The 26,557-nt window shown below is 29.0% G+C and carries 23 protein-coding genes; all 23 read right to left on the bottom strand.

The genetic code is table 11. From position 1 onward, the window contains the following. Positions 1–6: 6 nt before the first annotated feature. Positions 7–882, bottom strand: coding sequence for a tRNA pseudouridine(55) synthase TruB (truB, locus tag NG918_RS11655; protein ID WP_252226291.1), 876 nt, complete (start codon positions 880–882; stop codon positions 7–9). Further along, complete coding sequence (locus NG918_RS11650; RefSeq protein WP_252226289.1) at positions 879–1,856, bottom strand: DHH family phosphoesterase; 978 nt, start codon at positions 1,854–1,856, stop codon at positions 879–881. The genes truB and NG918_RS11650 overlap by 4 nt, the downstream gene beginning before the upstream one ends. Further along, positions 1,856–2,206, bottom strand: a complete 351-nt coding sequence (gene rbfA, locus NG918_RS11645; protein WP_003374634.1) for a 30S ribosome-binding factor RbfA — start codon at positions 2,204–2,206, stop codon at positions 1,856–1,858. The genes NG918_RS11650 and rbfA overlap by 1 nt, the downstream gene beginning before the upstream one ends. A 13-nt stretch (positions 2,207–2,219) precedes the next feature. Beyond that, positions 2,220–4,283, bottom strand: coding sequence for a translation initiation factor IF-2 (gene infB / locus NG918_RS11640; RefSeq protein WP_252212852.1), 2,064 nt, complete (start codon positions 4,281–4,283; stop codon positions 2,220–2,222). A 19-nt stretch (positions 4,284–4,302) separates the two neighbouring features. Further along, entirely contained in the window at positions 4,303–4,623 is a 321-nt protein-coding gene (locus NG918_RS11635; RefSeq protein WP_252212853.1) for a ribosomal L7Ae/L30e/S12e/Gadd45 family protein, read from the bottom strand. Further along, entirely contained in the window at positions 4,616–4,882 is a 267-nt protein-coding gene (gene rnpM / locus NG918_RS11630; RefSeq protein WP_252212854.1) for an RNase P modulator RnpM, read from the bottom strand. The genes NG918_RS11635 and rnpM overlap by 8 nt, the downstream gene beginning before the upstream one ends. 14 nt (positions 4,883–4,896) lie before the next feature. Then, complete coding sequence (gene nusA / locus NG918_RS11625) at positions 4,897–6,051, bottom strand: transcription termination factor NusA (RefSeq protein WP_252212855.1); 1,155 nt, start codon at positions 6,049–6,051, stop codon at positions 4,897–4,899. Between the two features lie 17 nt (positions 6,052–6,068). Beyond that, the gene (gene rimP, locus NG918_RS11620) at positions 6,069–6,530 is read right to left on the bottom strand and encodes a ribosome maturation factor RimP (protein WP_252212856.1); all 462 of its coding nucleotides are present in this window, start codon (positions 6,528–6,530) and stop codon (positions 6,069–6,071) included. Positions 6,531–6,812: 282 nt separating this feature from the next. After that, positions 6,813–11,171 carry a PolC-type DNA polymerase III gene (locus NG918_RS11615; RefSeq protein WP_502800120.1) on the bottom strand — a complete coding sequence of 1,453 codons (4,359 nt, stop codon included), beginning with the start codon at positions 11,169–11,171 and terminating at the stop codon, positions 6,813–6,815. Between the two features lie 105 nt (positions 11,172–11,276). Then, positions 11,277–12,326: a flavodoxin-dependent (E)-4-hydroxy-3-methylbut-2-enyl-diphosphate synthase gene (ispG, locus tag NG918_RS11610; RefSeq protein ID WP_252226286.1), complete on the bottom strand. Its 1,050-nt coding sequence runs from the start codon at positions 12,324–12,326 to the stop codon at positions 11,277–11,279. Positions 12,327–12,337: 11 nt separating this feature from the next. Further along, positions 12,338–13,357, bottom strand: coding sequence for a M50 family metallopeptidase (locus NG918_RS11605; RefSeq protein WP_252212858.1), 1,020 nt, complete (start codon positions 13,355–13,357; stop codon positions 12,338–12,340). Positions 13,358–13,373: 16 nt separating this feature from the next. After that, positions 13,374–14,531 (bottom strand): 1-deoxy-D-xylulose-5-phosphate reductoisomerase, encoded by a 1,158-nt coding sequence (gene dxr / locus NG918_RS11600; RefSeq protein WP_252226284.1) that lies wholly within the window; start codon positions 14,529–14,531, stop codon positions 13,374–13,376. 51 nt (positions 14,532–14,582) lie between these two features. After that, positions 14,583–15,551 carry an AI-2E family transporter gene (locus NG918_RS11595; RefSeq protein WP_252226282.1) on the bottom strand — a complete coding sequence of 323 codons (969 nt, stop codon included), beginning with the start codon at positions 15,549–15,551 and terminating at the stop codon, positions 14,583–14,585. A 141-nt stretch (positions 15,552–15,692) separates the two neighbouring features. Beyond that, positions 15,693–16,487, bottom strand: a complete 795-nt coding sequence (locus NG918_RS11590) for a phosphatidate cytidylyltransferase (protein WP_252226280.1) — start codon at positions 16,485–16,487, stop codon at positions 15,693–15,695. A gap of 14 nt (positions 16,488–16,501) precedes the next feature. Beyond that, a complete protein-coding gene (gene uppS / locus NG918_RS11585; protein ID WP_286673995.1) occupies positions 16,502–17,260 on the bottom strand; it encodes an undecaprenyl pyrophosphate synthase in 759 nt (252 codons plus the stop codon). 100 nt (positions 17,261–17,360) lie between these two features. Continuing rightward, positions 17,361–17,918, bottom strand: a complete 558-nt coding sequence (frr, locus tag NG918_RS11580; RefSeq protein ID WP_252212863.1) for a ribosome recycling factor — start codon at positions 17,916–17,918, stop codon at positions 17,361–17,363. A gap of 10 nt (positions 17,919–17,928) precedes the next feature. Beyond that, positions 17,929–18,642, bottom strand: a complete 714-nt coding sequence (pyrH, locus tag NG918_RS11575; RefSeq protein WP_012425060.1) for a UMP kinase — start codon at positions 18,640–18,642, stop codon at positions 17,929–17,931. A 109-nt stretch (positions 18,643–18,751) separates the two neighbouring features. Continuing rightward, entirely contained in the window at positions 18,752–19,663 is a 912-nt protein-coding gene (gene tsf / locus NG918_RS11570) for a translation elongation factor Ts (RefSeq protein ID WP_252212864.1), read from the bottom strand. Between the two features lie 181 nt (positions 19,664–19,844). Continuing rightward, on the bottom strand, positions 19,845–20,546 hold the full coding sequence (gene rpsB, locus NG918_RS11565; protein ID WP_252212865.1) for a 30S ribosomal protein S2: 702 nt from the start codon (positions 20,544–20,546) through the stop codon (positions 19,845–19,847). A gap of 231 nt (positions 20,547–20,777) precedes the next feature. After that, positions 20,778–21,554, bottom strand: coding sequence for a GTP-sensing pleiotropic transcriptional regulator CodY (gene codY / locus NG918_RS11560; protein WP_252212866.1), 777 nt, complete (start codon positions 21,552–21,554; stop codon positions 20,778–20,780). Positions 21,555–21,748: 194 nt separating this feature from the next. After that, positions 21,749–23,836: a type I DNA topoisomerase gene (gene topA / locus NG918_RS11555; RefSeq protein ID WP_252212867.1), complete on the bottom strand. Its 2,088-nt coding sequence runs from the start codon at positions 23,834–23,836 to the stop codon at positions 21,749–21,751. A gap of 51 nt (positions 23,837–23,887) precedes the next feature. Then, positions 23,888–24,946 (bottom strand): DNA-processing protein DprA, encoded by a 1,059-nt coding sequence (dprA, locus tag NG918_RS11550; RefSeq protein WP_252226277.1) that lies wholly within the window; start codon positions 24,944–24,946, stop codon positions 23,888–23,890. Positions 24,947–24,966: 20 nt separating this feature from the next. Then, positions 24,967–26,487: a YifB family Mg chelatase-like AAA ATPase gene (locus NG918_RS11545; protein WP_252226275.1), complete on the bottom strand. Its 1,521-nt coding sequence runs from the start codon at positions 26,485–26,487 to the stop codon at positions 24,967–24,969. Positions 26,488–26,557 lie beyond the last annotated feature (70 nt).

Raw genomic sequence — 26,557 nt, 5'->3', positions numbered from 1 at the left:
CCCACTTTAAAATAATAACTTTTGTATCTTAAATCCTTTGCTATCTTTCATGCCAAGTCCTATAAAAGTATTTTCTTTATCATATACTCTATACAAAATATTATTTTCTATAACTTCATCGCTTAATCTTTTATCATATACCTTTACTCCATTGACTAATAATTTTGTAAATGAAGTATTCACTGTCAATTTAGGATAAGATGAAAGTGCCTCTTCTATACTTATTATATAGCTTTCAATATTTTCTGGTGTTAAATCTTCAATATTAATACTATCTTCTTCTTTAAATACAGAAGTTTCAGTTCTTATTAAATTAACCATGGTTGCTCCTACATTTAGTTTTTCACCAATGTCATAACATAAGCTTCTTATATATGTACCTTTTGAACATGTAACTTTAAAAGACACATACGGTAAATCATAATCAATCTCACAAATATCATAAATAGTAATACGTCTTGCTTCTCTTTCAACTTCAATTCCTTGTCTTGCAAGTTGATAAAGTCTTACTCCATTTTGTTTCAATGCACAATACATTGGTGGGACTTGATCATATTCCCCCATAAAAGAAAGTATACTTTCTTTTACATCATTTTCTTTTATATGAGAAGTGTCTCTTTCTTTTACAACTTCACCTTCTAAATCATAGGTAGTTGTATTTTTACCTAGCAACAATTTTACCTTATATACTTTTCTAGAATTCATTATATAATCTATAATCTTAGTTGCTTTTCCTAGACAAACTGGTAAAACACCTTCAGCTTCTGGATCAAGAGTTCCTGTATGTCCAACTTTTTTTTCTTTTGCTGTAAATTTTATTTTTCTAACTACATCAAAAGAAGACATTCCTTTATTTTTAAATACGTTTAGTACACCATTCATAACTTCATCTCTTCTTTTATTGTTTTTAGTAAATTATTTTTAGCTTCTTCTAAATTTACACCTTTTTGAAGGGCACCTGCTGCTTTAATGTGTCCACCACCACCGTATATTTCTGCTACTTTTCTTACATCAACATTGTTTTTTGATCTTAAACTAGTTTTAATTCCTTTTTCTGATTCTTTTAATAATATAGCAACTTCTATGCCCTTTATTCCAAGACCAAAAGAAATTATATCTGAAGTATCTGTTGTTAATAAATTAAATTTTTCTAGTATATGATATGGTATTTCCATTACTGCTACTTTATTATTTAATGCTAATTCTAAATTTGATAACACATAACCCATTAATTTTATTTTATTAAATTCCCTATTATCAAAAAGACTGCTGTGTACTTTACTATTGTCTAATCCTAACCCTATAAGTTCTGAAGCTATTGCGTGTGTTCTCTTTGTAACATTAGAATGCCTAAAAGACCCCGTATCTGTAACTAAAGATGTATAAATTGCTTTTGCCATCTCTAAATTATTCTCGTCTTTTTTACTAAGATCAATACCTAATTCTTTTATAAGTAAATATGATATTTCTGCTGTGGCTGCTGCTTTAGGATCTACATAATTTATATATCCATATTGTTCATTTGATAAATGATGATCAATATTTATAATTTTTCCATTATAATTATCTAAATTTGCAGAAATTCTCTCTACATTACCACAATCCATTACTATAACTAAATCAGTGTATTGGTCTGGTTCTAGTGTATTTCCATCAACTTCTTCAGATAAAGAAAGGAAAGAGAGGTTATCTTGGATAACATCTCTTGAAATAATATAAGCATCTTTTCCTATAGTTCTAAGTGCTTTAAGAAGTGATAAAGTACTTCCTATAGCATCTCCATCCGGAGATGTATGAAAAGATAATCCAATCTTTTTAGCTTTTAATATCTCTTCCTTTATACTTTGTAAAGACATTATTTATCTTTTACCTTTTGAATTAACTCATCAATATGCATTGCATAATTTATTGAGTCATCTAATTCAAATAATATTTCTGGGTTGTGTCTTACATTTATTCTTTGACCTAGGATTTTTCTTATAAATCCACTAGCACTCTTTAAAGCCGTAAAGTTATCCTTTTTTTCTTCCTCTTTTGTTGAGAATATACTTACATATACCTTAGCATATCTTAAGTCTTTAGTAACCTTAACGTCTGTAACAGAAATCATAGCAGTAAGTCTAGGGTCTTTAATTTCATTTTGAATAATGTTACTTATTTCTCTTTTAAATTCTTCGTTAATTCTGCCGCCTCTATAGTTTGGCATTTACATCACCTCTTTATAGCTCTTTTCTCTTGATTGCCTCCATCATAAAGCATTCAAGGATATCGCCTTCTTTAACGTCATTGAATTTTTCTACTGTCAATCCACATTCATATCCAGTATTAACTTCTTTAACGTCATCTTTAAATCTCTTTAATGATGATAAGCTTGATTCAAAAATAACTATACCATCTCTTATAACTCTTGTTTCAGCATTTCTTTGAAGCTTACCATTTAGTACATAACAACCAGCAATTGTTCCAACATTTGAAATCTTATAAGTTTCTCTTACTTCTGCTGATCCTAAAATAACTTCTTTATATTCTGGTTCAAGCATTCCTATCATAGCTGATTTAACATCTTCTATAGCATCATAAATTATTCTATAAGTTTTTATCTCTACATTTTCTTTATCAGCTTGTGCTACTGCATTATTATCAGGTCTTACATTAAATCCAATAACTATTGCATTTGAAGCAGTTGCTAAAGTTATGTCAGTTTCTGTTATTGCACCAACACCACCATGAATTACTCTTACTTTAACATCATCTGTTGAAAGTTTTTCTAGTGATTGATTAATAGCTTGAACTGATCCTTGAACATCGGCTTTTACTATTATACCAAGTTCTTTAACTTTTCCTTCTTTAATTTGACTATATAAATCTTCTAAAGAAACTCTATTACCACTCATTAATGAGTCAGATTTTTCTTTATCTTTTCTCTTATCTGCCATTATTCTAGCTGTTTTTTCATCTTTTACTTGATTAAATCTATCTCCAGCTTCTGGAACTTCTGAAAGACCTAAAACTTCAACTGGAATTGATGGACCAGCAGATTTGATTTTTTTACCTGTATCATCAAACATTGCTCTTATTCTACCATATGTAGATCCTACAATAATTGCGTCACCAACATGTAAAGTACCATTTTGAACTAATAATGTAGCAACTGGACCTCTACCTTTATCAAGCTTAGCTTCGATTACTGTTCCTTTTGCTTTTCTTTCTTTGTTAGCTTTAAGTTCAAGCATTTCAGCTGTAAGTAATACCATTTCAAGTAGTTTATCAATATTTAAATTACTCTTTGCAGATACTTCTTCACATATAACGTCTCCGCCCCACTCTTCTACTACTAATCCATGTTCTGTTAATTCTTGTTTAACTCTATCTGGATTTGCACCTGGTTTATCAATTTTATTTATAGCAACAACCATAGGTACGCCAGCAGCTTTACAGTGATTAATTGCTTCTTTAGTTTGAGGCATAATTCCATCATCAGCTGCAACAACTAATATAACTACATCTGTTACTTGTGCTCCACGTGCTCTCATTGCTGTAAAAGCTTCATGGCCTGGAGTATCTAAGAATGTAATTTCTTCACCATTTATATTTATAGTATAAGCTCCTATATGTTGAGTTATACCACCTGCTTCTGTATCAGTAACTTTTGCTTTTCTTATAGCATCAAGTAACGATGTTTTACCGTGGTCAACATGACCCATAACAGTTACTATTGGTGGTCTTTTTGCAAGATTTTCTTCATCATCTTCTTCAACTTCTACTGCTTCAAGTTCTTCTGTAACTTCTAACTTTTCTAGTATTACACCATAGCTTTCACATACTTTTTCAGCTGTTGCGAAATCTATTTCTTGATTTATTGCTGCCATAACTCCTGAGAAAATTAATGTTCTGATAACATCATTTGAAGGTTTATTTAATTTTTCAGCTAATTCCTTAACTGTAATAGTTTCTCCAATTTCAATTACTTCAGTCTCAAGTTCTTCATTTTCATCGTCTTTATCTTCTCTTTTATTCTTTTTCTTTTTCTTTTTAGCTTTGTTAAGCTCGTTTTGTAGAATTTCTTCATATTCATCAACTAAACTTTTTGCTTCTTCTGAACTTCCTTCAGCATATTCTGGTTTAGTTGCTAATAATTCTTTTATTAATTGAGCTTCTTCATCCTCAATAGCACTCATATGATTTTTAACTTCCACACCAAACTCATCCATTAATAATGTTATTAAATCTTTTGAACTTACATTAAGTTCTTTTGCTAATTCGTATACTCTTATTTTTGACATAAAGTCACCCCCGTTATTATTATCTACTCATATATTGTTTCTCCTCCTCATATATTTCAAGCAATTTTTTTGCCATATTTTTATCTAGGATTCCTAGTATCATAATTTGATCACGACCAATAGGACTTCCTAATTCTTCTTTGGAGAAACTATTAATATATGGTATATTTCTTTGAACACAATGTTTTATAAATTTTTCTTTTGAAGACTGTGATAAATCATTAGATATTATAAACAAATAAATATCAAGTTTATTTCTTAAATCGTCACATTTACTATAACCCTCTAACAAATTTCCTGATTTTTTGGCAATACCTAAAAAATTATAGAACTTATTCATTTTCTATTTCATCCTTTAGTCTTTCATATATTTGTTCACTTATAGAGCTATCTAAGTTTCTACTTAATCTTTTAGCTTTAAATGCTTTTTCAAAACATTCTATATCTCTACAAATGTAAGCACCTCTTCCTGATTTTTTACCAGTTAGATCAACTGATATATCACCTTCTGGGCTTTTAACTATTCTTATTAGTTCTTTCTTAGGTTTCATTTCCATGCAACCAGTGCACATTCTTAGAGGAATTTTCTTAACTTTCATTAAAAACACCTCTCCTATTCTTCTATATCTTCACATTTAAGATCTAATCCAGCCACATTTTCTATAGTTTCTTCTGACATATCTACATCTTGATCTATAGCCTTTTCTTCTTCTGCTTCTAAAGCTTCTTGTTGTGACTTGCTTTTTATATCTATTTTCCAATTAGTAAGTTTTGCTGCAAGTCTTACATTTTGGCCTTCTTTACCAATAGCCAATGAAAGTTGATCATCAGCAACTACTATTTTAGCTGATTTGCTATCTTCATTTATTTCTGAACTTATTACTTTTGCTGGACTTAATGCATTAGAAATAAATTCTGCTGGATCTTTACTCCATTTTATTATATCTATTTTTTCATTTTTAAGTTCATTTACTATATTTTGAACTCTAACACCTTTAGGACCTACACAAGCTCCCATTGCATCTACTTCTTCATCGTTAGAATACACTGCTATCTTACTTCTTGATCCTGCTTCTCTTGAAATACTCTTAATTTCAACTACACCATTAAATATTTCTGGAACTTCTAATTCAAATAATCTCTTAACTAAACCTGGATGTGTTCTTGAGACATGAACTTGAGCTCCTTTTGAAGTATTTTTAACTTCAACTATATATAGTTTTAATTTTTCATTAAATCTATAGTCTTCATTTGACATTTGTTCATTAGGACCTATTATACCTTCAATCTTGCCCAAACTAACAAAAACCATACCTTTATCTTTTCTTAATATAGTACCTGTTATTATATCAAATTCTTTTTCTTTATATTCACTATAAATTATATTTCTTTCAGCTTCTTTAATTCTTTGTGTAACTACTTGTTTAGCAAGTTGAGCTGCTACTCTTCCAAAGTTTTTAGGAGTTACTTCTAAATCCACAATATCATCAACTTCATACTTAGGGTTAATTGCTTTGGCTTCTTCTAATGAAATTTCTGTTACTTCATCATAAACCTCATCAACAACCATTTTTTGAGCATATACGTGAATTTCCCCATTTTCTCTATTTATACTTATCTTAACATTTTGTGCTGATGTATTTAAATTTGCATAATTCTTTTTATACGCAGCAACCATTGCATCTTCAATAGTAGTAAAAAGTAAATCTTCTGATATTCCTTTTTCCTTTACTATCTCTTTAAGAGCCCCTACAAACTCTTCATTCATTTTAATCTCCTCCTTATTTATATTTCTCCCTCTAAGTTTGCACCTTTTATTTTTTCAGTTGGAATTTTTAATTCTTTTTCTCCCTGAACTGTTATAAACTCATTGTCAGCTTCTTTTAATATACCTTGTATTTTCTTCATACCTTCTAAAGATCCATTAAATCTTACTAAAACTTCTCTTCCAATAAACTTTTTAAAATGTTCTTCTTTATAAAGTCCTCTATTTAATCCTGGTGAAGAAACTTCTAAATAGTATGAATCTTCAATTGGATCTTCAACGTCTAGTATTTCACTAACTCTTCTTGAAACTTTTTCGCAATCGTTTAGTGATATACTATCTTCTTCTTTATCAATATAAATTCTTAAATAATATTCGCCATTTTCTTTTACATATTCCAAATAGTATAACTCATATGATAATTCTTCTACTATTGGTTTAACTAATTCTTCTACTTTTTCAAGTAACATATCTTTTCTCAAATTTATGAAACCTCCTCTGCTATATTCAGTTTTAAAATTAATGCATTCGTTTTTAATTATAAAATCATAATCAAAAACGCAACTATATTAAAGTAGTTGCGTTACAAATAGAAAGAGCGGGTAATTTCCCACTCCACTTTTATAGCCTATTGACATTAAAAACTAAGTACATAATATCATAAATAATAGATAAATACAAGAGTTATAAATAAAAGCTTGAATTTAGATATTAATTCATTCTTTTGTTTTACGCTAAAGGTATATTTTTAAGTCTTAGTATTTCTAGAATAAAGATAATTGATTCGTTTCTGATAAACCATCTAAGCATCCATGACTGCTTAAACTTTCTATAACAGTTTTTGAAACCCCTGCTCTTATTCTTAAATCTTCTTTAGATATAAATTCACCTTTTACTCTTGCTTCAACTATATTTTTGGCTGCATTATCCGCAACTCCAGGCAAAGAATTCAATGGTAAACGAAGTGCTCCATCTTCAATTTTAAATTTTATTCCTTCTGATTTATATAAATCTACTCGTAAGAATTTCACGCCTCTTTTATAAGCCTCAAAACATAATTCTAATACAGTTATTAATCCTTTGTCTTTTACACTTGCATTATTTCCAAGCTCATATAATTCTTGAAGTTTTGTATGCACAGCACCGTCTCCAAGACACACTAAGTTCGCATCAAAATCATCAGCTCTAACTGTAAAATACGTTGCATAATATGCTTCTGGATAATATACCTTGTAATATGCTATTCTAACAGCCATCATTACATATGCAACAGCATGACCTTTAGGGAACATATATTTTATCTTTTTACATGATCCAATATACCATTCTGGTACTTCATGTTCTTTCATAAGTTTTTCATCATCTTCTGAAAGACCTTTTCCTTTTCTTACTTTTTCCATTATTGTAAATGCATTTTTTGGTGGTAGTCCTTTATACATTAAGTAAACCATAATATCATCTCTTGTTGCTATACAATCTCTTAATGTAGTAAAGCCTTCTTTTATATAATATTGAGCATTATTAAGCCAAACATCTGTACCATGGGAAAGTCCTGATATTCTTACTAAATCTGCAAAAGTCTTAGGCTGTGTATCAACAAGCATCCCTCTTACAAATTTGGTACCAAATTCAGGTAGTCCATAACTTCCAACTTCACATTCTAGTTCCTCTTTTGTAACGCCTAATGCTTCTGGTGATGTAAAAAGACTAAGAACTTTTTCATCATTTAAAGGTATTGTTTTCGGATCAAGTCCTGTTAAATCTTGTAACATTCTAAGAACAGTAGGATCATCATGTCCAAGTATATCTAATTTTAATAATCTACCACTTATTGAATGATAATCAAAATGTGTTGTTACAACATCTGTATCATTATCATCAGCTGGATGTTGTATAGGACAAAAATTATAAATTTCATTATCAGCTGGTACAACCATTATTCCACCTGGATGTTGTCCTGTAGTTCTTTTTATTCCTGTACAACCAAGTGTAAGTCTTTCTATTTCAGCTGAAGAGGTTATAATTTCTCTTTCATCTAAATATTTTTTTACATATCCATAAGCTGTTTTTTCTGCTATTGTTCCAATTGTTCCTGCTTTAAATGTATGACCCTTACCAAATAGTACTTCTGTATACCTATGTACTACCCCTTGATACTCTCCTGAAAAGTTAAGGTCAATATCAGGTTCTTTATCTCCTTCAAACCCTAAGAAGGTTTCAAACGGTATATCATGACCATCTTTTATATATGGTACATCACAATCAGGACAATTTTTATCTGGTAAATCTGCCCCTGAACTTATTGAACCATCTAAAAAGAATTCTGATTTCTTACACTTAGGACATACATAATGCGGTGGCAATCCATTAACTTCAGTGATATCAGACATAGTTGCTACAAATGAAGACCCAACGGATCCTCTTGAACCAACCAAATAACCATCTTCCGTAGATTTAGCAACTAGTTTTTGAGCTATTAGATATAATACGGCATATCCATTGTTTATTATAGAGTTAAGTTCTTTATCTAGTCTTTTTTGAACTACCTCTGGAAGAACTTCTCCATAAATAGCATGAGCTTTATTCAATGTCATATTCTTTATATCTTCTTCTGCACCTTCAATTTTAGGTGGATATGTTTCATCTGGTATTGGCTTTAACACATCTATACTATCAGATATTTTTTTAGGATTATCAATAACAACTTCTTTTGCGATATCTTTTCCTAAATAAGAAAATTCTTTTAACATTTCTTCTGTTGTTTTTAAATAAAGTGGTGGCTGATTATCTGCGTCAGAAAAGCCTTGCCCTGCCATAATTATTCTTCTAAAAGCTTCATCATTAGGATTTAAGAAATGTACATCTCCCGTAGCAACAGTAGGTTTATTGCATTCCTTACCCAATCTATATATTTTTCTATTAATCTCTCTTAATTCTTCTTCATCTTTAACTGACCCTTTTGCAATAAGGAAATTATTATTAGCTATAGGTTGAATTTCAACGTAATCATAAAATTCTATAATTTCTTTTATTTCATCATCACTTCGTCCTTCTAATACAGCTTTATATACTTCTCCTGCTTCACATGCAGACCCTATAATTAAGCCTTCTCTAAATTCAGAAAGTAGAGTCTTTGGTGTTCTTGGCCTTCTAAAGAAATTATCTATATGAGATTTAGATACTAATTTATATAAATTTTTTAATCCTGCTTGCGTCTTAGCTAAAATAATAATATGATAAGTTGGTTGCTTTCTTATATCCACTTTTGATAAAAACAAATCATTTAAAGATTTCAAATCATTTATTTCAAAATCCTCTTCTATTTTCTCAAAAGATTTTAAAAGTATATCTGCTGTTGCTTTTGCATCATCTACTGCTCTATGATGATTTTCAAGAGAAATTCCCAAGAATTTAGCAACTATATTTAGTTTAACCTTTTTTAATTCAGGATATAAAAATCTACATAATGTAACTGTATCCAATATTGGAAGATCAAACCTTATATTTAAATCTCTGCAATTCTTTTTTATAAAACCCGTATCAAATGCTGCATTATGTGCAACTACTACAGTATCTTCACAAAACTCCATAAATTTCGGAAGTATATTTTCTATTATGTCTGCATCTTTAACCATATTATTATCAATGCTTGTAAGTTGTGTGATTTTATATGGAATATCTCTTTTTGGATTAACAAAACAGCTAAATTTATCTATAATTTCACCATTTTTAATCTTAACTGCTCCAATTTCTATTATTTTATCATTAACAGGAGAAAATCCGGTTGTTTCTAAATCAAAAACAACAAATGTATCATCCAATGTATAACCTTTTTCATTTATTACAAGAGGAACCCCATTATTAACTAAATAACCTTCAACTCCATACAATATCTTTATTTTATTTTTTTTAGAAGCAAGTTGTGCTTCTGGATATGCCTGAACTACACCATGATCCGTTATTGCAATTGCTTCATGCCCCCATTTTGCAGCAGTCTCTATTATTTTAGATGCAGATGTAATACCGTCCATACTGCTCATATTAGTATGAAGATGAAGTTCTATTCTCTTTTCCTGAGCTCCATCCATTCTATCAATTTTTTTCATTCTAGCTATATCTCTACCCATTATTACTACTTCTCTTGCATAAGTATCAAATACAGCTTCACCTCTAACTTTACAATAAAGTCCTTTTTTGACTTCATCCAATACCGCTTCTTTTTCTTGAGGTTTTAAGAAACACTTTACAGTGATAGAACTTGTATAGTCTGTAATATAAAAAGTTAATATTGTTTTTCCTGTTTTAGTTTCTATAATATCTGTTTTGAAAATTTCACCTATAATAGCTACATATCCAGTTGTTTCATCTATATCTTTTATAGGTGTAGATTCCATCCTTATACCTCTTCCAAGAATAGTATTTTCATCCTTTGGTTCTTTCTTGTAAGAAGCATAATTTGGCTTATTATCATTTTTTCTATAATTATTTTCACCGGATTTTTGTGATTTAGATACTTTTGAACTAGAACCATCTGAACTTATAGTTCTATTACTCATAACTTCTTTTATTATTTTAATATTTTCTTCTTTTTTACTTGCTTCATATTCTTCACCAATCATTAATTTTGAATCAAAACTAAAATTAACTTTTGTTGAAATACTAAAAATATCTTTTATATTATTCTGAAGTAATTTATCTATTTTCTTATTTAAAGCATGATTTATTAAAGTTTCATTTCCTGAATATATATTTATAACTTTTTCATCAACTTTTCTGTTCTTGGAATATAATATAGAACGACATAGAGGGTATTTTTTTGCTATTTCTTCTGCAATATTAATCCAATATTTTGAATTAATTTCTTCTAATGATGTATTACTAACATCTAGATAACACAAAAATTCTATATCTATATTAAATCCTAAATTATCTATAATTAACTTTTTCAAATATTCTTCTTCTTGACTTGTAAGTGATTCTAATGATTTCAGCACTATTTTTAATATTTGACTTTTTTTATAAAACTGAAATCTTAATAGTCTTATTTCTTTATTTTCTAAAATTTCATTCTTATTAATTTCTTTTGTTAATTGTTTTATAAAGTCTTGACTAATAAGAACCACTCTCCTCTCTAAAGAATAAATAGAGGGATTTTCATCCCCCTATACTTATTCTTATATTATAATGCTTAATTTATAAATCACAAAATATCCTTTTTATCTTCTAAACTAAATATTATTTATTTCTTCCATCAAAGCATTTATTAACTCTTCTTCTTTAACTTTTTTAATTATTTCGCCTTTTTTAAAGATGATTCCTTCACCTTTACCTCCAGCAATTCCAATATCTGCTTCTCTTGCTTCTCCAGGACCATTTACAACGCATCCCATAACAGCAACTTTAATATCTTTATTGCAATTTTCTAATCTTTTTTCAACTTCATTTGCTATCTTAATAAGATTAATTTGAGTTCTTCCACATGTAGGACAAGATACAAAGTTTACTCCACCTTTTTTTAATCCTAATGACTTAAGTATTTCTATTGCAACTTTAATTTCATCAACAGGATCACTAGTTAAAGACACTCTTATAGTATCACCTATTCCCTCAGCTAAAAGAGTTCCTATACCTATGCTTGATTTAATTGTACCTTTAGTTACAGTTCCTGATTCTGTAACCCCTAAATGAAGAGGATAATCACATTTATCTCCTATTAATCTATAACAATCTATCATCATCCTTACATCTGATGATTTTATTGAAATAACTATATCGTTAAAATCTAATCTTTCTAAAATCTTAACATGTCTTAGAGCACTTTCAACTAAACCTTGTGCTGTAGGTTTTCCATCTCTTTCTAATATATCTTTTTCTAAAGATCCAGAGTTAACACCTATTCTTATAGGTATGTTTTTTTCTTTACATTTTTCTGCAACTATCTTTACTTTTTCTTCACTTCCAATATTGCCTGGATTAATTCTTAAAGCAGATACACCACTTTCTATTGATTCAACTGCTAATCTATAATCAAAATGTATATCTGCAACTACTGGTATCGGTGATTTAGTTGTTATTTCCTTTAGTGCTTTTGCTGCATCCATATCTAATACTGCACATCTCACTATATCACAGCCAACTTTGTACAGTTCATTTATTTGATTTAATGTATCTTCCACATTTCTTGTATCAGTAGTAGTCATTGATTGAATAGTTATTGGTGCATCTCCACCAACATAAGTATTTCCGACTTTAACTTTCTTTGAAATTCTTCTTTCCATATTTTCATCTCCTAAAACTTAACAGGGAATATGATATCTTTAATAGTTACTAAAATCATAAGACCTATAAGTAACATAAATCCTACATAATTTAAATTTTCAACTATCTTATTTGGAACTTTTCTTCTTGTTATTAATTCAATTAATAGTATTACTGTCCAACCTCCATCTAAAGCTGGGAATGGTAACATATTAAACACAGCTAAACTAACACTTATAAAACCAACAAAATACATTAGATCCCAAATACCACTTTCAGCAGTTTTAGCTGACATTTTAATTATTGTAAGTGGACCTCCCACATCTGTCTTTAAATTTGATTTTCCTGTAAATATCATTTTAAGACCTTTAAATGTTTGAGACACTAAAGAAGCTGTTTGATTAACACTATGTTTCAAGCTAGCACCTATACTTGGATTAGTTTCTACTCCAAAACCTATACCTACGATATATTCATTTTCTTTATTTAATTTTGGCGTTATAGTTAAATTTTTAATTTCTTCTCCTCTTTTTACTGTAAGATCAACAGGCTCACCTTTTGCCATAATTATTCCAACTCTAATATCATCCGCTGTAAAAACTCGTGAACCATCTATTTTTAAAAATTTATCGCCTTCTTGTAAGCCTGCTTCTATTGCTGGATGATCCGGAAGAACAGTTGCTATCTCTGGCACTTTGTATCCAAATTTTCCTGCAATACACGCAAATATTACTATTGCCAATATATAATTCATTGCAGCTCCAGCTATTATAATACTTATCCTTCTAAGAGGCGATTTTTCTGAAAAACTCCTCTCATCTTGAACTGCCTCTTCTTCACCCATCATATTTACAAAACCACCAATAGGAAATAGACGTAATGAATATGTTGTTTCTTTTCCTTTTTTAGAAATCACCTTAGGGCCCATTCCTATAGCAAATTCCTCTACTCTTACTCCATTTAATTTTGCTAATGTAAAATGGCCAAGTTCATGTACAATTATTAAAACACTAAACGCTAAAATAGCCCCTAATATAGCTACTAGATTCATATTTTTTCATCCTTTCCTATTTCATATCTACTACATATTTTTTAACTTTTCTATCTATTTTAATTATATTCTCTAAAGTTAAAGGCTTTTTACTTTCTTCTTCAAATGCATTCATACAATTTTCTATAATATTAAAAATATCTAAAAACTCAATTTTTTCGTCTAAAAATAATGATACTGCCGCTTCATTAGCACCATTTAATATAGTTGGCATAAGTCCACCTTGTTTACCTGCTTTAAACGCTAATTTTAATGGCTTAAAAGTTTCTAAATCCGGTTTTTCAAAAGTTAACTGTGATACTTCATAAAAATCTAATGTTTTTGCTATTAAATTTTTTCTTTCTGTATAATTAAGAGCATATTGTATTGGCAGTCTCATATCTGCTGCTCCAAGTTGTGCTATTATACTTCCATCACAATATTCAACCATAGAATGTACTATGCTTTGAGGATGAATAACAACTTGTATATTATCATAATCACACTCAAAAAGCCAATGTGCCTCTATTACTTCAAGACCTTTGTTCATTAAAGTAGCTGAGTCAATAGAAATCTTTCTTCCCATATTCCACTTAGGATGATTTAAAGCATCATCGACACTTATATCATTTAAATCACATAATTTCTTACCTCTGAAAGGTCCACCTGATGCTGTAAGTATTATTTTATTTAAAGTATTTAAATCATTTCCTCTTAAAGATTGATAAATAGCACTGTGCTCTGAATCAACAGGAAGTATTTTAACATTATTTTTTTTAGCTTCACTCATAACAAGTTCACCTGCAACAACTAATGTCTCTTTATTTGCAAGTGCTATATCTTTTTTTGCCTTTATCGCTTCTAATGTTGGCTCTAAGCCTATCATACCAACTAAAGATGTCAAAACTATGTCAATTTCTTCTAGAGATGCTATTTTATTAAGACCCTTCATTTGAGATAAAACTATTGTTGGCTTATTTCTTTCTTTGCAGTATTTTTCTAATTTCTCTGCAGAAGTCTTATCCATCATACCTACATATTTAGGATTAAATTCTTCAATAATTTCAATCATTTTATTTACTGAAGAATTAGCAGTTGCTCCAATTAGTTTTAATTCTCCATTTGATTTTTTTATTACATCTAAGGCTTGAGTTCCTATTGAACCTGTAACCCCTAATATAGATAGCTTTTTCATTTCTTTCCTCCTAAAGTACATTATAAAATGCTACTAATTTTTATAAATTGTTTAACTAGAACTATATACTATTTCTTTTGCCAAAATACTGTACATAGGTCCAACTAGTATTCCTAAAATCCCAAATACTTCTACCCCAATATATATAGAAATTAATACAATTAAAGGATGTATATCTAGTTTATCACTTAAAAATTTTGCTTCTAAAATTTCTCTTATGACTTGAACTAATATATATAAACACATAAGTCCAAATGCAGTAAGATAATCTTTCATTACAATATTGTATATTATAATTGGAATAAATACAATTATAGTTCCTACATAAGGTAACACATCTAAAATACCACAAAGTATTCCTAATATAAAATAATTAGATACATTTAATATAAAGAATCCTCCTATAATCTCAAGTGTTGATATCAAAACTAAACTTATTTCTATCAAACACATTTGACTAAAATTTTCTTTTTGTTTTTTTATTTTTTTAATCATTTCACTTGGAAATAACATTAAAACTAAACTTTTTATTTTTTCCCCATCTACTAATATAAAGAAAGCACATATATTTCCTATAAAATAAGCTATTATTCCTTCACCTGTAGTTAGTGCCCCTCTTCTTATACTTTCTTGATTTATTATGGATATTACACTCTTACCCAAATCAAGCTTTTTTAATTGCAAATCAAGTTCTAATGAAATATCTTGTATAATTCTATTTATTGTGTTTACATTACTCAAATATATCTTTTGAAATACATTGAATATTTCATTTCCTAAATATAATATAATTAATATTAAAAATATATTAACTAAAACAATACTTAGAGCTCCTGAAATCTTATACGGAATATTTAATTTTATCATAAGCTTATATAGTGGAGCAGCTATTATCGATATAAATATCATTGCTAAAAAAGGTTTAAAATAATATTTTATAATATATGTAATTATAACTGTTATAAAAAGTAATACTGTTAAAGATATTATTTTTTTATATTTCTCAAAAATACTATACACCACCCTAAAATCACTTTTTATAATATATGCCCTAAGTAACAATTTAATTATTATTTATCTTTAACAAAATCTATATTTTTAAATTTTACAACAAAAAAATCTGCAGACTTAAATTTAAATCTACAGATTTTTTAATAAATATTAAATTCCAACTATAAAAGTTAAGTAATAAAATACAACTGTTGATGAAAAAATTATACTATCAAATCTGTCTAATATTCCACCATGACCAGGTATTAAATTGCTGTAATCTTTTATTCCTACATATCTTTTTATTGAAGAGGCTACTAAGTCTCCAAACTGGCTAAACACACCACACAAAGCTCCTATAATAAAATAATGATATAAAGGCATAACATATACATATTTATTAACTATAATTCCAAATATACCACAACATAAAATTGCGCCTAAAAGACCTCCGATAGATCCTTCAATTGTTTTCTTTGGAGAAACCTTTGGACAAAGTTTATGTTTACCTAAAAATTTTCCTGAGTAATATGCACTTGTATCTGTCATCCATGATCCTATAAATATAAGCCAAACTAAAAATTCTCCATGATGTTTTGCATTAACTAAATATACAAAGCTAAATAAAATACCAGCATATATAAAACCTAAAAATGTTAAAGAAACATCTATAAATGTATAATCTAAATTTATTACTGGAATAATCAACAATATAAACATGGCAAGAACTACTACATACATCATTATATTAAAATCATTATTTAAAAAATAATACATAATTAATAATGCATATCCAAAAACTGATATTGGATTAAAGTCCTTCTTTTTTAAAGCATTGTAGAATTCCCAAAGTCCCATTGCTGATAATAAAATAACAAATGATTTAAGATAAATTCCTCCAAGAAAAATAAATATTATAAATGGAGCAATCATAAGTGCACCTAAGTATCTATTATTAGATTTCAAAAACAGTCACCCCTTTACTTTACTCCACCAAATCTTCTATCTCTATTTTGATAGTCCAATATGGCTTTTTGTAAATCTTCTTCTTTAAAATCTGGCCAAGCTATATCTGAATACCAAAATTCTGAATAAGCACATTGCCATAATAAAAAGTTACTAATTCTTTGTTCACCAGAAGGTCTAATAATCAAATCTGGGTCAGGCATTCCTTTAGTATATATGTAATTTGATATCAAATCTTCACTAATATCTTCTTTTTTTATTTTATCGTCTTCTAAATCATCTATAATTAATTTCATAGCTCTAACTAATTCATCTCTACCACCATAATTTAGTGCCAGATTTAAATTTATTTCAGTATTATTATTTGTTATTTCTATAGCTTTATTTAATTCTTCCTTACATTCTGCTGGGAATTTTAACATATCACCCAATACATTGATTTTAACACCATTTTTGTTAAGTTCTGCAACTTCTCGCTTAAGATAAACTACTAGTAGCTGCATTAATGCACCTACTTCTTCTTTAGGTCTTTTCCAATTTTCAGTTGAGAAAGCATATAAAGTTAAATATTTTATTCCTAATCTTTTAGACTCTTTTACAATTTTTCTTATTGTTTCAACGCCTGCTTTATGTCCCATACTTCTTGGTAATTTTCTTTTTTTAGCCCAACGACCGTTTCCATCCATTATTATTGCAATGTGCTGCGGTATTTTATTCATATCTAGTACAACTTCATTTGTCGAATCTTTTTTTGACTTAAATATACTTAACAAATTTCCCATCCCCTCTCTCTGTTTATAATATAAATCAGCTTAAATATCAATTAAATGAACAAATTAAGGAAAAAAACCTGCTAAATAGCAGGTTTTGAGATTAAATAGCTAGAATCTCTTTTTCTTTATCAACTATTATCTTGTCTATATCTTTTATAATAGCATCTGTCTTCTTTTGAACATCATCTTCGCCTTTTTTAATTTGGTCTTCAGATACGTCTCCATCTTTCTTTAATGCTTTAATTTTATCATTAGCATCTCTTCTAATTGATCTAATTGCTACTTTAGATTCTTCCCCAGTTTTTTTAACTTTTTTAACAAGATCCTTTCTTGTTTCTTCTGTTAATTCTGGAATAACTAATCTTATTATTGAACCATCATTTGAAGGATTTAAACCTAAGTCCGATTTTAAAATCGCTTTTTCAATTTCTTTTAATAATTGCTTTTCCCAAGGTGTTATCATTAATACTCTTGGTTCAGGTGAAGAAATATTTGCTGCTTGTGATAATGGGCACATGCTTCCATAATAATCGATTTGAATTTTATCAAGCATACTTGGATTAGCTCTTCCTGCTTTCATAGTTCCTAACTCTGATTTTAATACAGTTACAGTTTTTTGCATTTTTTCTTCTGCATTCTTAATGATGTCCTTAATCATGATTATCCTCCTATTTTTTAGTTACTAATGTTCCGATATTTTCGCCAGTTATTGCTCTTTTAATATTACCTGGCTCATCTAAACCAAATACAAGTATTGGAATATTATTATCCATGCATAATGAAGTTGCTGTAGAATCCATAACTTGTAATCCTTGATCTAAAACATCTATATATGATAGTGTATCATATTTTTTTGCTTCTGGAAACTTCATAGGATCTTTATCATAAACTCCATCAACTTTTTTTGCTAGAAGTATTACTTCTGCTTCTATTTCTGCTGCTCTTAAAGCTGCAGTAGTATCAGTTGAGAAATATGGATTTCCTGTTCCTGCTGCAAAAATAACAACTCTACCTTTTTCTAAGTGTCTCATTGCTCTTCTTCTAATAAAAGGTTCTGCAACTTCTTTCATTTCTATAGCAGTTTGAACTCTAGTTTTTACGCCTACTTGTTCTAAAGAATCTTGTAGTGCTAATGCATTTATACAAGTAGCCATCATTCCCATGTAATCAGCTGTTGTTCTATCCATACCTTCGCCGCTTCTTCCACGCCAGATATTTCCTCCACCTACAACTGTTCCAACTTCTACTCCCATATCAACTAGTTCTTTAATTTCTAGAGCTATTCTTTTAGCTACATTAAAGTCAAGTCCAAAACCACTTACTCCAGCTAAAGCTTCACCTGAAAGTTTTAAAATTACTCTTTTATATTTACAATTTGTCATTTAAAACTACCTCCTAAATGTGGCATTAGAAGAAAACAATGCCTTATATTCTATTATTTTCTTTAAAAAAAGAGAACACAGAGTGTCCTCTTTAGTTTTTTATATTTTACTATTTTCCTAATTGTTTAGCAACTTCTTCTGCAAAGTTTTCTTCAACTTTTTCGATTCCTTCGCCTCTTTCGAATCTTACGAATCTATTTACTTTGATTGCAGAACCAGCTTCTTTAGCTTTTTCATCTATAAACTTAGTTATAGTCTTATCGCCATCTTTAACCCAAAGTTGTTCAAGAAGACAAACTTCTTTGTAGTACTTTTGGATTCTTCCCATAACCATCTTTTCAACTATCTTTTCTGGCTTTCCTTCATTTAAAGCTTGAACTCTATAGATTTCTTTTTCTTTTTCTATAGAATCTTGATCAACTTCTTCTTTAGATAAGAATAATGGGTTTGCAGCAGCTATTTGCATACAAAGTTCTTTTGCAACTTCTTCAACAGCTGGTGACTCTACATCACAAGCTACTTCTACTAAAACACCAATTCTTCCACCACCATGGATATAGCTTTTAACTACTCCATTATCTACTGCAAATTTAACAAATCTTCTAACAGTCATGTTTTCACCAAGTCTAGCGATTAATCCTGTTAAAGCTTCTTGTATTGTAGCTTCTCCGTCAAATTTTTCATTAACAAATTCTTCTACTGTTGTAACATTTGTTGATGTTGCTATTTTAGCTAAAGCTTCAGCAAAAGCAATGAAATCTTCATTTGCTGCAACGAAATCTGTTTCACAGTTAAGTTCAACGATAGCTCCGCTCTTTTTATCTTCTGAAATATATGTTTTAACTAAACCTTCAGCAGCAACTCTTCCTGATTTCTTAGCTGCAGCCGCAAGTCCTTTTTCTCTTAATACTTCAACAGCTTTTTCGATGTCACCATCTGTTTCTGTTAATGCTTTTTTGCAGTCCATCATTCCTGCGCCAGTTCTTTCTCTTAATTCTTTAACTGATTTTGCAGATATCATTATTAAATTCCTCCTCGATTATATATTGCATTTTATTAATCTATTATATTCATAATAAATTAACTATTTAGAAGAATTATTAAAAACTTAATATAAAGTATTAAATTTTTAATAATTATGGCTTCTAAGTTAGAAGACAAAACAAAATTGTTTTGTCTTCTATTAAAATAGTATATATAAACTATTCAGCTAATTCTTCGCCTTGTCTTCCTTCCATGATAGCATCAGCCATTTTAGCAGTTATTAATTTAACAGCTCTTATAGCATCATCATTACCAGGAATTACGTAATCAACTTCTTCTGGATCACAGTTAGTATCTACTATAGCAACTACAGGGATTCCAAGAATCTTAGCTTCTGATATAGCATTCTTTTCTTTTCTTGGATCAACTACGAACATAGCACCTATGTTGTCACAATCTAAGTTTTTGATACCACCAAGATTTTTTTCTAATTTTTCTAATTCACCCTTTAATTTGATAACTTCCTTCTTTGGAAGAACATCAAATGTTCCATCTTCTTGCATTGTTTCTATTTCAGAAAGTCTTCTTATTCTTTTCTTGATAGTAGAGAAGTTTGTTAACATTCCACCTAACCATCTATTGTTTACAAAGTGCATGCTGCTTCTTATTGCTTCATCTTTGATAGCTTCTTGAGCTTGTTTCTTTGTTCCAACGAATAATATATCTTTTCCTTCTGTAGCTACTTCTTTAATGAAGTTATAAGCTTCTTCAGCTTTTCTAACTGTTTTTTGAAGGTCTATGATATATATACCATTTCTTTCTGTGAAAATGTAAGGAGCCATCTTAGGGTTCCATCTTCTTGTTTGGTGTCCAAAGTGTACACCTGCTTCTAATAATTGTTTCATTGATATTACTGACATTTTGTTACCTCCTTGGTTTTTACCTCCATCATCTTCTTCTTGCAAATAATCCCTTAATAGGGCACCTAATTTACAAATTGGATGATGTGTGTATTTTGTTACCTTAAACAGTATAACATAAGGTATTTAACCTATCAACAAAAAAATTACTTTTTCTCTAAAAATAAATAGAAGAAACCAAATTTCTTGGTTTCTTCTATTTATAGCTCGTCTAATTTTGAAATAAAACTACTATTTTATTTTTTTTAATTCATCTAATAATTTTTCGTTTAATACTCTAATATAAGTACCTTTCATGCCTAACGATCTAGATTCAATAACACCAGCACTTTCAAATTTCCTTAAAGCATTTACTATAACACTTCTGGTTATTCCTACTTTATCAGCAATTTTAGAAGCAACTAATAAGCCTTCATTTCCATTTAATTCTTCAAAAATATGTTCTACTGCTTCTAATTCAGAATAAGAAAGAGTTCCTATAGCTAATTGAACAACAGCTTTTTTCCTAGTTTGCTCTGCTAAATCTTCTTGCATTGCTCTAAGCATTTCCATTCCAACTATTGTTGCACTATACTCAACTAAAACTAAATCATCATCAGTAAATTCTTTTCCAAATCTAGCTAATATTAATGTACCTAATCTTTCTCTACTACCTATTATTGGAATTATAGTTGAAATTTTATCTTTTGCCTTACAATCACCAATTTCTGCAAATACACATCTACCTTGATTATATAAGTTTGCTAATGTTTCATTACTTTCTAAAAGGGTAAGATTATAATCTTCCGGAAATTTTTTATCTTCTATAACTTTCTTTTTCATAGCTTCACATTCAAAGCCTGGAGAAAAAGTATATCCTAAAACTTTACCTCTTTTGCTTACTATATAAGCATTACATTCAAGAACTTCGCTTAAAAGTGTACATATATCTTGAAAAGCAACTGGCTCAGTCCCTGTCTTTTGCAAGATTTTATTTAGTCTTCTTGTTTTATTTAATAGAGATGACATTTCTTATCCTCCTTGTTAACCTCACAATAATCTCTGATTATACAAACAGAATATAATCTTTTTTTAGAAAATTCTTAATTTAATGAATTTTCTCTCATGTCTTGTTGATTTTAGTCTAACATATAAACTAGTGCTTTACAACAGTATTTTTTTTTATTTCGACACAATAGAACTGTTAAAATTCATAATTAAAATTATTCGCTTTTATCTTCTTTAAGTTCTTTAGTATAATCACACTCTCCATTAGAACACTTGATATATTTTCCTTTAGTTTTTGAATATTTAAGTACCATATAAGAATCACACTTGGGACATTTTTCCTTTACTGGTTCATACCAACTAACAAAAGTACATTCTGGATATCCTGAACATCCAAAGAATTTCTTTCCTCTTTTGCTTTTCTTAACAACTATAGTTTTTCCGCATTCAGGACATGGTACATCTAATTCTTCTACTATAGGTTTAGCATTCTTACATTCTGGGTATCCAGGGCATGCTAAGAACTCACCATATCGTCCTCTTTTTATTACCATCATGCGACCACATTTATCACACTTAACATCACTAACTTTATCTTCTATTACAACCTTTGATATTTCTTTTTCGGCTTTTTCTATTGCTACCTTTAGAGGTGTGAAGAATTCTTCTACTATTTTAGTCCAACTTTCACTTCCTTCTTCAACATTATCAAGCTTTTTCTCCATATCAGCTGTAAAATCTGCATCCACTATTTGAGTAAAGTATTCACTAACTATATTGTTTACTATAAATCCTAGTTCTGTTGGAATTAAGTTTTTCTTTTCACGAATAACATATGACCTGCCAACTAATGTAGATATTGTTGGTACATACGTACTAGGTCTTCCTATTCCTTTTTCTTCTAGCAATTTAACAAAAGATGCTTCTGTATATCTTGGTTGAGGCTGTGTAAAATGTTGTTTTTCATCTATAGATACAACTTTTAATTCTTCCCCTTCTTCTAAAACAGGTAATGTAACAGACTTTTCATCATCTTCATTTAAATACTCGTATATTTTCATGAATCCATCAAAATTTATTGTTGATCCTGATGCTTTAAATTTATATTCTCCATTTAGTATATCTATAGAATTTGTATTAAGTACACATGATGACATTTGACTTGCTACAAATCTATTCCAAATTAATGAATATAGTTTATATTGTTCTGAAGTTAAATTTTCTTTTGCTACTTCTGGTGTAATTTCTACGTATGTAGGTCTAATAGCTTCATGCGCATCTTGAATATTTTTCTTTCCTTTATATATTCTAGGAGCACTTGGCAAATACTCTTTACCATAAGTATTTTCAATAAATGTTTTTGCATTTTCTTGAGCTTCTTGAGATATTCTCATAGAATCTGTTCTCATATAAGTAATTAAACCAACAGTTCCATATCCCTTAATTTCTATACCTTCATAAAGAGCCTGTGCAATTGACATAGTTCTCTTAGTCATAAAATTCAACTTTTTGCTAGCATCTTGTTGAAGTGTACTTGTTGTAAATGGTGGTAATGGATTTTTAACCTTATTACCTTTTTTTATAGCCTTTATAATAAACTTATCATTTTCAAGTTCTTGTTTTATTTTATTAGCTTCTTCTTCTGTGTTAACTTCAATTTTTTTACTCTTATAAGTTGAAAGTCTTATTGGGAATTTCTTTCTATCTTTTCTTAATACACAATCAACAGACCAATATTCTTTAGGTATGAATGCTTTTATTTCTTCTTCTCTATCACAAATTAATTTTAATGCTGCTGATTGAACTCTACCTGCACTAAGACCCCATTTTACATTTTTCCATAAAATTGGGCTTATCTCATATCCAACAAGTCTATCTAATATTCTTCTAGCCTGCTGAGCATCAACTAAATCTAAATCTATACTTCTAGCTTGTTTTATAGCACCCTTTACTGCAGTTTTAGTAATTTCATTAAAAACTATTCTGCATTTTTCATTTTCAGGTATCTTTAAAATATTAGCTAAATGCCATGATATAGCTTCTCCCTCACGGTCGGGGTCAGTTGCCAAATATATTTTATCAGATTTTTTAGCTGCTTTTTTTAACTTATCTAATAATTCACCCTTACCTCTGATTGTTATATACTTGGGTGTATAATTATTCTCTATATCAACACCTAATTTGCTTTTAGGTAAATCTCTTACATGACCCATAGAAGCTTCTACAATGTAATTTTTCCCTAAATATTTACCAATTGTTTTTGCTTTTGCTGGCGACTCAACGATTACAAGTTTTTGACCCATATTTATAACTTCATAAAAAATTTTATGAAGTACTCACCCCCTAAATTTGTTTTAAATTATTTTTATATAGTAATTACCAGGAAGGCAAATTATCTCATTCTTTATTTGCATTTCAAATAATAACGCATATAAAGCCCCTCTGTCAACACAACTATTCTTAAATATGTCATCTATATGAATTGGTTCATCTGTAATCATATCTAATATTTCTCTTTTTTCTGGTCTAATTTTCATCGTTTCAATATTTATGTGATTTGTATTAAAGAATTTGTTTAAATCCTCTTTACTACTTAAAACATCACATCCATCTTTGATCAACATATTAGAACCTTTTGCTCCTTCATATAAAATAGAACCAGGCACAACCAATACATCTTTGTTTTGTTCTTGAGCTATTCTAGCAGTTATTAATGATCCACTTTTTTCACTTGCTTCTGCAACTATAACAACATCACTTAAACCACTTATTATTCTATTTCTTAATGGAAAATTATGCTTTAGAGGTTTAGTTCCTAATGGAAATTCTGAAATAATCAACCCATCTTCAATGGCTTTTGAAAATAGACCTTTATTTTCTGATGGATATACAACATCTATACCACATCCTAAAACTATAATAGTTTTTCCTCCATTTTCTAAAGCACATTTATGAGCTATGGAATCCACACCTCTTGCACCACCACTTATAAGCGTTATATTATTAGTAATAATCTCCTTTGTCAAGAGCTTTGTTACTGCTAATGCATAATTTGAACATTTTCTTGCTCCTACAATAGCTATAGATTTACCATTTATCAAATCAATATTTCCTTTATAAAATAAATAACATGGTGCTGGTGAAAGTTGCTTCAATCTCTCTTTGTATAAAGGATTAGAGTATGTTATATATCCTATACCTTCTTTATTTAATTTATTGTTTACAGATATAATTTCATAAACCAAATCATTCTTTTCAAAATTTCCAAGTTTTTTTTGTAATTTTTTATTTCTTTTTAATATATTTTCAAAATTGTTATATATATTTTCTTCTGTTTCATACTCATCTATCAAATTCATTTTTTCCTTATTGCTTATATCTAATAATATAAACCATAATTCATAGTTTAACATTTAGATTCTCCTTATATTTACTATATAATCTCTCCATCTATATTTCTTCTATAATTAAACGCTTCAATTATATGTTGCTCTAAAATTTCCTTACTGCAATCTATATCTGCTATTGTTTGTGCTAATTTAATAACTTTACTATATCCTCTCATTGATACACTAGATGTATTATAATAATGCTTTAAAATATCACTACATCCTTTACTCATCTTGCATATGTCAAATATATCTTTTCCTTTTATATCTGAATTATATTTATATCTTGTATTTTTAAATCTTTCTTCTTGAATCTCTCTAGCTTTAAGAACTTTTTCTTTCATAACTTTAGAATTGTATGAATCCTTTCTCTTTTCAATATCATCATATTTAAGTCTTGGAACAAAATTTAAGATATCCATTCTATCTAATAAAGCAGTAGAAAATTTTCTGAAATATTTTTTTGCATTATACCTAGAATATAAACCACCTTCTAATATGCTTTCATCTTTTTCTTCAATAGGATTAAATGCTCCAATAAGTAAAAAGTTGGCTGGCATTGTATAGTTCCCACTGATTCTGTCTATATTTATTTCTTTTTCTTCTAATGGCTCTCTTAATGATTCTAAAGCATCCTTTTTGAACTCTAATACCTCATCAAGAAAAAGCACTCCATTATGCGCTAAAGTTACTTCTCCAGCCTTTACTTCTTTTCCTCCTCCAATCAAAGCACTTTTAGTTGTAGTATGATGTGGAGATCTAAAAGGACGATTTATTAAAGTATTTTTTTCCATAAGACCAGATGCACTATATATTTTAGCTATTTCTAATAATTCTTTTTTAGATAGTGGTGGTAATATTGATGTTATAGCTTTAGCAAGCATTGTTTTACCACATCCTGGTTCTCCATATAATAAAATATTATGTTTCCCTGCCGCTGAAATCTCCAGGGCTCTCTTTGATGAGTATTGTCCTATTATTTCACCAAAATCCAAACTCTCTAAAATATCTTTTCTTTCAATATCACTTTTAGAAATTCTGCACGGTAATAAGTCTTTGTATGTGACATATGATATTACTTCTTTCAAACTTCTAAATGGATAATATTCGCCTTCATCGAAATAATAACTCTCTTCTAAATTTTCATAAGGAAATATAAACTTATTTTTTCTTTCTTTTATTCCTTCAATTATTATAGGTATACTTCCTTTTACTGCTTTTAATTCTCCTGATAACGATAATTCTCCAAAAATTATATAATCGTTTACTTTATTGCATTCTATTTGATTAGATGCCATAAGTATTCCTAATGCTATAGGCAAATCTAAAAGAGATCCTATCTTTCTTGTATCTGCTGGTGCTAGATTAATAGTTATTCTTCCTAGCGGAAAATCATATCCGCTATTTAAAATTGCTGATCTCACACGCTCTTTAGATTCTTTAACAGAAGTATCTGCAAGACCAACAATAGAAAATGATGGTAAGCCTTTTGATATATCAACTTCTACTTCTATTAATAATCCTTCTAAGCCATTTTGTGTGGCACTTATTATTTTTATAGACATATTAAATCACCCATTAACATTATAGACATATAAACTTTTATTAATCCTTTTAATAAAAATGATTTATTTT

It is taken from the genome of Clostridium sp. ZBS2 (assembly GCF_023845855.1).
GTDB lineage: Bacteria > Bacillota > Clostridia > Clostridiales > Clostridiaceae > Clostridium > Clostridium aquiflavi.
Note: the sequence above shows the minus strand (reverse complement) of the source record. Positions and strands in the feature narration are given on the sequence as shown.

Excerpts from the sequence above, each read along its gene's own strand:
- truB (WP_252226291.1), bottom strand. The coding sequence starts at position 882 with ATGAATGGTGTACTAAACGTATTTAAAAATAAAGGAATGTCTTCTTTT.
- NG918_RS11650 (WP_252226289.1), bottom strand. The coding sequence starts at position 1,856 with ATGTCTTTACAAAGTATAAAGGAAGAGATATTAAAAGCTAAAAAGATT.
- rbfA (WP_003374634.1), bottom strand. The coding sequence starts at position 2,206 with ATGCCAAACTATAGAGGCGGCAGAATTAACGAAGAATTTAAAAGAGAA.
- infB (WP_252212852.1), bottom strand. The coding sequence starts at position 4,283 with ATGTCAAAAATAAGAGTATACGAATTAGCAAAAGAACTTAATGTAAGT.
- NG918_RS11635 (WP_252212853.1), bottom strand. The coding sequence starts at position 4,623 with ATGAATAAGTTCTATAATTTTTTAGGTATTGCCAAAAAATCAGGAAAT.
- rnpM (WP_252212854.1), bottom strand. The coding sequence starts at position 4,882 with ATGAAAGTTAAGAAAATTCCTCTAAGAATGTGCACTGGTTGCATGGAA.
- nusA (WP_252212855.1), bottom strand. The coding sequence starts at position 6,051 with ATGAATGAAGAGTTTGTAGGGGCTCTTAAAGAGATAGTAAAGGAAAAA.
- ispG (WP_252226286.1), bottom strand. The coding sequence starts at position 12,326 with ATGGAAAGAAGAATTTCAAAGAAAGTTAAAGTCGGAAATACTTATGTT.
- NG918_RS11605 (WP_252212858.1), bottom strand. The coding sequence starts at position 13,357 with ATGAATCTAGTAGCTATATTAGGGGCTATTTTAGCGTTTAGTGTTTTA.
- dxr (WP_252226284.1), bottom strand. The coding sequence starts at position 14,531 with ATGAAAAAGCTATCTATATTAGGGGTTACAGGTTCAATAGGAACTCAA.
- frr (WP_252212863.1), bottom strand. The coding sequence starts at position 17,918 with ATGATTAAGGACATCATTAAGAATGCAGAAGAAAAAATGCAAAAAACT.
- pyrH (WP_012425060.1), bottom strand. The coding sequence starts at position 18,642 with ATGACAAATTGTAAATATAAAAGAGTAATTTTAAAACTTTCAGGTGAA.
- tsf (WP_252212864.1), bottom strand. The coding sequence starts at position 19,663 with ATGATATCTGCAAAATCAGTTAAAGAATTAAGAGAAAGAACTGGCGCA.
- rpsB (WP_252212865.1), bottom strand. The coding sequence starts at position 20,546 with ATGTCAGTAATATCAATGAAACAATTATTAGAAGCAGGTGTACACTTT.
- codY (WP_252212866.1), bottom strand. The coding sequence starts at position 21,554 with ATGTCATCTCTATTAAATAAAACAAGAAGACTAAATAAAATCTTGCAA.
- topA (WP_252212867.1), bottom strand. The coding sequence starts at position 23,836 with ATGGGTCAAAAACTTGTAATCGTTGAGTCGCCAGCAAAAGCAAAAACA.
- dprA (WP_252226277.1), bottom strand. The coding sequence starts at position 24,946 with ATGTTAAACTATGAATTATGGTTTATATTATTAGATATAAGCAATAAG.
- NG918_RS11545 (WP_252226275.1), bottom strand. The coding sequence starts at position 26,487 with ATGTCTATAAAAATAATAAGTGCCACACAAAATGGCTTAGAAGGATTA.